The organism is Rhodococcus sp. P3_B8, from assembly GCF_056402775.1.
In genome coordinates, this window is the sequence record NZ_JBFUGT010000325.1 from 1 (window position 1) to 7,058 (window position 7,058).

General features: G+C 67.3%; 5 protein-coding genes. All 5 read right to left on the reverse strand.

The window, feature by feature from the left end:
• On the reverse strand, positions 1 to 1,753 hold a 1,753-nt coding region (locus AC1D1G_RS38970), incomplete at its 3' end, for an ABC transporter ATP-binding protein (RefSeq protein ID WP_477956265.1).
• A 77-nt stretch (positions 1,754 to 1,830) separates the two neighbouring features.
• Positions 1,831 to 2,460, reverse strand: coding sequence for a hypothetical protein (locus AC1D1G_RS38975; protein ID WP_477956266.1), 630 nt, complete (start codon positions 2,458 to 2,460; stop codon positions 1,831 to 1,833).
• A 181-nt stretch (positions 2,461 to 2,641) separates the two neighbouring features.
• Positions 2,642 to 4,081, reverse strand: coding sequence for an HAD-IB family hydrolase (locus AC1D1G_RS38980; RefSeq protein WP_280785088.1), 1,440 nt, complete (start codon positions 4,079 to 4,081; stop codon positions 2,642 to 2,644).
• Between the two features lie 4 nt (positions 4,082 to 4,085).
• A complete protein-coding gene (locus tag AC1D1G_RS38985) occupies positions 4,086 to 6,344 on the reverse strand; it encodes a glycerol-3-phosphate 1-O-acyltransferase (RefSeq protein ID WP_005255406.1) in 2,259 nt (752 codons plus the stop codon).
• A gap of 17 nt (positions 6,345 to 6,361) precedes the next feature.
• The coding region (locus AC1D1G_RS38990) for a WS/DGAT domain-containing protein (RefSeq protein WP_477956267.1) at positions 6,362 to 7,058 on the reverse strand (697 nt) is incomplete at its 5' end.

Consider the following 7,058-nt stretch of genomic DNA (forward strand, 5'->3'; position numbering starts at 1 on the left):
AAACCGTGTCGAGTGCGGACGTCGCCTCGTCGAGGATCAAGACGCGGGGGTTCTTCAGCAGCACCCGCGCGATGGCCAATCGCTGCTTCTCGCCACCGGACAGGCGGAATCCACGTTCGCCCACCAGGGTGTCGTATCCGTCGTCGAATCCGAGGATGCGGTCGTGAATGTTGGCGGCCGCCGCGGCGGCCTGCAGTTCGGCATCGGTCGCGTCCGGTTTGGCGTATCGAAGGTTGTCGGCGATCGAGGCGTGGAACAGATACGGGTCCTGGGTAACCATTCCGACCGCCTCGGCGAGCGAGCTCATGGTCAGGTCGCGCACGTCGTAGCCGTCCACGCGGACGGCGCCACTGTCCACCTCGTACAGGCGCGGGACGAGATAACAGAGCGTGGTCTTGCCTGCGCCGGACGGCCCGACGAAGGCGGCGAGCTGACCCGGCTCGATCTCCAGGGACGTGCCCGCCACCGCCCAGCGCCGGCTGCGACGTTCCGCCGGTTCGGTGTCGGGCGCCACCGCGGCCGGGAAGCGAGGAGCGACGGTCGTGACGCCGCGCATGCCGCCGCCCCCACCGCCGCGCCCCAGGCTGCGCAGTGCCACCGGGTCGGGGTCGGCGGTGGCAAGCCGGACCGGCGCGGGATACGCGAAGTACACGTCGTCCAACTCCACCCGTCCGGGGGAGTCCGCGGGCAACTCGACGGCGTCCGGGCGGTTCACGATCGCGGGTTGCAGGTCGAGGTACTCGAAGATGCGGCGGAACAACGCCATCGACGTCTGGACGTCGAGGGTGACCCGCATCAGCGAGACCAACGGTTGCAGCAACCTGGCCTGCAGGGTCGAGAACGCGACGAGTGTGCCCGCCGAGAGCGCCGCGGAACCACCGCTGACGAGATACCCCGCCAGCAGGTAAACGAGTGCGGGAGTGATCGCCATGAACGAGCTGACGACGGCGAAGAAGCCCTGACCCGTCATGGCCTGCCGCACCTGCAGTTCGGTCTGCCGCGCGTTCTCGATCCGATACCGGTCGAGTTCGGTGTCGGCCTGGTTGAACACCTTCGTCAGCAGAACACCCGAGACGCTCAGCGCCTCCTCGGTGATTGCGGTCATGTCCGACAACGACTCCTGCGTCTTGCGCGCCAGAACCCGTCGCCGGGCGCCGACCCGTCGCTGCAGGTAGACGAAGCCGGGGAGCAGTGCGACCGCAAGAAGCGTCAGCTGCCACGACAGCAGCAGCATCGCGATGAGGGACGCGGTCACGGTCACGACGTTCGACAGGATGCTCGACGCCGTGGACGTGAGGACCGACCGCACCCCACCGACGTCGTTGGCCAGACGCGATTGGATCGAGCCGGTCTTGGTCGACGTGAAGAACGCCAGTTCCATCTTTTCGAGGTGGGCGAACAGACGCTCCCGCAGATCCGCCATCGACAGGTTGCCGACCTTGGTGGTGAGGTAGCTCTGGCCGACGCCGATCAGCGAACCCGTGAGCGTCACCGCGATCATGGCCACGACCAGCCACAGCAGCAGTGTCAGATGGACACCGCTGCCGTCGGTGGGAAACAGTGCGCGGTCGAACACCGCCTTCGTGAGGAAGGGATTCACGATGCCCAGCAGTGAGGACACGACGATGGCGGCCGCGACGAGCACCAGCCACCCGCGGTAGGGATGCAGGAGCGCCCAGATGCGGGGGAGCAGCGAAGGCTCGGCGGGTGCCTCCGAGGCCTGCTGTGTGGATGTGGGACCGGTCGCGGGCATCTCCCCATCGTGCCCATCCGCCGCGGTCCTGGCGAGCCGATTCGACGCGGCCCCGTCGTGCTGCTCCGGTCCGGTGGTTACGGTAGGTCCCCGTGCTCGGGGATGCCGAGTTCGCCTCGCACCGCGGTGAGGAAATCTTCCTGGGCGCTCATCCCGGCCTGGAAGTGGTCGGCGAACTGTTGTTGGCGGGTGGACAGGGCGTCCGCAGACACGGCGTCATCCGTCGCGAAGTCGGTGCTCAGCCAGCCGACCGTCTCGGATCCTGCCAGGTATTCGACCACCATGCGCCGTGCCGATTCCACCACCGGTTCGGATCCGATCAGCTCCACCGCCGTGAACTTCGAGCCGAGGACGACGTTCTGTTGCGGCAGCGGGCGGAGGACTTCGGCGAGCACGGTCAGGAGGTAGGGTCCGTCGAAGTGGTCGAATGCCACCGAGACGGAACCCGACGTGATGCTCACCTCGTTGGCCGCGGTCAGGAGCTCCGAGTAGATCTGCTGCCGCTGCGTCCGCAGAAACTCGTTCGAGGATTGGTTCACCGTCGCCTCCACCTGATTCGAGGTGTTCAGCAAGGTGAACACCCCTCCGCACACGGAGCCGATCAGGGTGCCGACAACGGCCATCGAGGCCACGAGCATACTGAGCCGAAACTCGTGGCGCCGCACGTCCGTTCGATCGGGAGGCTTGACGCCGTCACGCTCGCTCATCGTCCTGCTCCCTTCGACGCATCACCGGTTCACCCCGACTGTCCCGTACGGCCGGCGACCCGTCGCGCGTAGTCGACTACTCGGTTGCGACACCCCGTCGCGAGCGCTGAACCGGGCCACTGCGTTGGTGAGCTTCGATCGAGGTTCTCTACATCCTTCGGGAACGTTGTTCGAAGAGCTTTCAGCGATGCCCGGCGTGCAGGCAGTCCTCGAACAGGGTGCGCACTTCGTCGACGTGCCGGTCGAGATCCGCGAGGTTCCAGCCCTCGGTCGGCACAGGTGCGAGGACGTCGACATCGACGGTGCCGGGGTGCGCGACGAGCGAGTTCCGCCACATCCGTTCGCCCGCGTTGTGGATGACGATCGGTACGATCGGCACTCCGGCCTGCATCGCCAGATGGAATCCGCCCTTCTTGAACTTGCCGAGACGCGGAGTCGGCGATCGGGTGCCCTCGGGGGCGATCGCGATGGAGATGCCGGACTGCAGTTTCTCCACGGCCGGGCGGAGGGCAGCCCTCGCCTTCGTGCTGTCCGCCCTGTCGATGTACGCGACGTCGAGCAGCGCCCCCACGGGAATGAACCGGGGATCGCGCGCGGCCTCCTTCTTCGCGACGCCGGTGACGTCGCGCCGGATGACGCTGCCGATCACCAGCATGTCGAGCGAACTCTGGTGATTGAACATGAAGACCGCGGGCCTGGCCGACCAGGCGTTCTCCTTGCCCTTGATACGCACGTTGATCCCACAGATCGCGAGCGCGAGATCCGGGCCGAAGCTGCCGACCAGGTTGGCGCCCGTCTGCCGGTTCTGGGTGAGCAGGCCGGCGGAGACACCGAACGCGGCCGCCCCCATCAGAGCGCCGATCGCGGTGGTGGTGCGGGCGATGGACATCGGGTCGGCGCCGCTCTCCGGAGGTCGCAGATTCACCGACGGCCACCCGTTCTGCCGCGCGGTCGCCGCCAGTTTGCGGTCGGGGTTCAGCGCCACGGGATGCCCCACCGACTTCAGCATCGGAACATCTTCTGCGCCGTTGGAGTACGCGAAGCTGTCACCCAGATCCGCTCCGTGCTTGTCGGCGTACTCGCGCAGCGCCTCGGCCTTGGCCGGACCCCACAGCGGCGGCGATTCGAGCTTCCCGGTGAGCATTCCGTCCAGAACCGCGGGCCGGGTGCACAGCACGTCCTCGGCGTCGATGTCGAGGTCCGCGGCCACCGACAGTGCCTGATAGGGGGTGGCGGAGGTGGCCATCACCACCCGGTGACCGGCGTGCCGGTGCGCGGCGAGCAGTCCGCGGACCTCCGAGAAGATCATCCTCGCGATCTCCTGGCGGAACAGCCGCTGCCCCCACTCCTGCATCTCGTCCTCCATGCGCCCGGCCAGGCTCTGCACTCCGATGCGCATCAGGTTGCCGATATCGGCACCCCGGAAGCGGGTCTCCACCGCGGCGCCAGTGGTGCGCAGAAGCTCGGCCACGCTGATGTCGAAGCGACGCAGGCGATCCCGATAGACGACGCTCGCGGAGTACCCGCTGATCAAGGTGCCGTCCAGGTCGAACGCGGCGAGGGTGCCCGGGCCGGGAACGGCGGCCGCGATGTCGTCGTGGAGACTGCGGAGATCGCTCATCTACTCACCTACCACCCATCTGGCCGAGATTCTCGTGCGCGATCGCTCGGATGCGCAGCACCTGATCGATCAGGGTCTGGAGTTCGGCGTCGAACTCGACCCGCCGGGCCGCCATGTTCTCGGCATTCGGTTCGACCAGGCCACGGTTTCGCGCCAGCTTGAGCGCGGTCGTGAACAGTTCGGCCGAAATCGACTCGCTGCTCCCGATCTGCTGCCGGAGACGCCGCTGCTCGGCGAGCGCGAGGCACGACGTCATGAAGGCCTTCTCGTCGAACTTCCGGTCCACCGGAGTCCGGAGTAACTGGCCCGCGACCACGGCGTACGCCTCCAGGAACGGTTGCAGAACCCGGTGCGCCAGATGAATCCGCATCCCGGACAACAGGTTCGCTGCATGCTGCGGATCGCCCAGGTTCGACTCCCACGCCGGGTCGATCAGATCCAGTTCGGCCCGCAGTTCCTTCCGGAAGCTGTCTTTCTCGCTGAAGAAGAATTCGAACTTGAGGAGATCGCGAATGCGCAGCGCCAGATCCCATCCGTCGTTCAGCGGGTCGGTGAACTTCTGGTCGACCGCCGCCCGCAGCACCATTTCCGCGATCGCCCGCATCACTAGGAAATGAATGGTGTTGTTGCGGTAGAACGCTGCCACGAGATGCTGATCCCGTCCGAGGTAGAACACCCGTTCGCTGCCCTGATCGAAACTCCGCAGCACCCCGGAATCGAGATGGGTCCGCACGGCCTTGCGGATCACCTGCGGATCGGTCAGGTCCACATCGCCCGCGGTCGGCAACGCGCGCGCCGTGATGTAGTCCACCAGTGGTCCGAGAATGGCACCGACCTCGGCGACGGTGAGCGCCCGGTCCTCGATGCCGAGGAACGCGAGCATGACGAGCGACGACGCCGTGACGGGCGTGACCTCGTTGATGCGGTGACACACCTCGAACGCCGTCTTCTGCACCGCCAGCCGCAGGTCGTCCTCCTGGCCGAGGTAGTCCGCCAGTGACATCGGCCTGCCGACGTTGACGTGCGCGACACCGTGCCGTTGACCCTGTGCCCGAACGTATCCGAAGAGCCACCGCAGACTCTCCTTGCTCTTCGCCTGGCCGTGCGCCTCCGCCGCCATCGCTCCGACCTCGTACAGCTGGTCGTAGGTCAGTGACACCGGGACGAGGTACACGTCGGACATGCCACTGTCCTGGAAGGCCTTCGCGAGGTAGTTGAGCAGACCGAACCGCGGCGGCCGCAACTTCCCGGTGCGGCTGCGCCCGCCCTCGATGTACCACTCGAGGTTGAACCGTTTCGTGAGGAGATAGCGCATGTACTCGCGGAGCGTCCACTTGTAGATCTCGTCGCCCTCGATCTTCCGGCGGATGAACACGGTGCCGCTGCGCTTGCCGATCGGTCCGATCGGCCAGAAGTTGATGTTCAGACCGCCCATCACATGGTTGAGCGGAAGGTCGTTCGCGAGCAGCGCCGGCCGCAGCACCAGCGGGTCGAGGTACGAGCGGTGGCTGGGCAGGAACACCAGGGAATGTTCCTTGTTCAGCTCCCGCAGTTCGTCCAGCCGGGTGGTGTCGACGTCGAGACGGTAGGCGCGGGAGAAGTAGCGGCCCAACTGGTCCCACAGCGCGATGGCGCGCCTGCTCTGCGCGGCGACCATCTCGTCCAGTGCCCCACGGGCCCGGCGATCCACCTCGGCGACGGGGACGTTCAACTTCGCGGACAGCTCCCGGGTGCCGTCGTGGTATCGGCTGGCGTCGGTGATCTCGTCGACGACGAACCTCGACACCTTGTACTGCGTGCCCAGCAGGGTGCGCTCGGCCCGCTCGAGGGTCAGCGCGGCCTGGCGGCGAATGAAGTCCGGAAGCGACCCGCCGCCGTTCTCCGCGAGCCGGCGTTCGAGGTCGCTGAGCGGGGCCGGGTCGCCTTCCAGGACCTGGCACCGGGCCGGGTCGTCGCGCATCACCCGGCGCTGCATGTTCTGGCCGGGGTGCAGCGGATCCCGCAGCGACAGCGTCTCCCGGAATCGTTGCGCGCCGTCCGGATGGGTCTCCTTCGGCAGCCACACCACCCGGAGCGGGGTGAGCAGCGGATCATCCTTCCGGCGCACGAGATCGGCGAGGGCCTGGTCGGTGACGCGGACCGTCGGAGGCGGCTGACCGGAGTCGTTCGCCTGCCGCTCCAGCCACGTGCGGAGAACGTCGTCCTCCATGTCGCTCATCGTCTCGATGAGGTAGACCCGTGGCCGTGTCGTGTGCTCGTCCATCGCGCCAGCCTTTCCTTTCACCCGCGGCCCAGTTCGACGATCTCGTCGAGACTCTCCTGCAGGCACTGCATGAACCGCGCCGGCTCGGTGACGGCGGCGGTGTCGAGATTGACGCCGATGCAACACGTGCCGACGTGGGAGACGAGGGTGGCCATGACCGCACAGCCGGGGGCCGGGCCGAACGGGAACATCCGCTCGATCCGGGCACCCGCCAGGTACACGGGCACGGGGACCCCGGCGACGTTGCTGGCCTGCAGATCGAGACCCGTCGACTGTGAGAGGTACCAGTTCGCCAGCACCACCGTCGGAAGCCGGACCAGAAGGGGGGCGGCCGAATCCAGCAGTCCGAGTGCGGGTTCCTGGCGCAGCCCCAGGATGATCGCGCGCACCTTCTTGATCCGCGCGACCGGGTCGCGTTCACCGACCGGTCCGGCGAATCGGGCCGCGGCGAACCGGTTGCCGCCCGTCGGATCCGACGCCGAACGCATGCTCACCGGCATGCCCACCGGAATCGTCTCGAGGTCGCGGCCGAACGATTCGTGGTAGCGGCGGAAGCCGCCCAGCAGGGCCGCCACGTACGCGTCGTTCAGCGACCCACCGGAGACGTGAGCCGCGGAACGCAGTTCGTCGACACCCACCTCGAGCACCCCGAACCAGCGTCCGAGTCCGCGGTCGCGCAGCAGGTCCGAACCTGTGGTCGGGGGAGGGGTCACC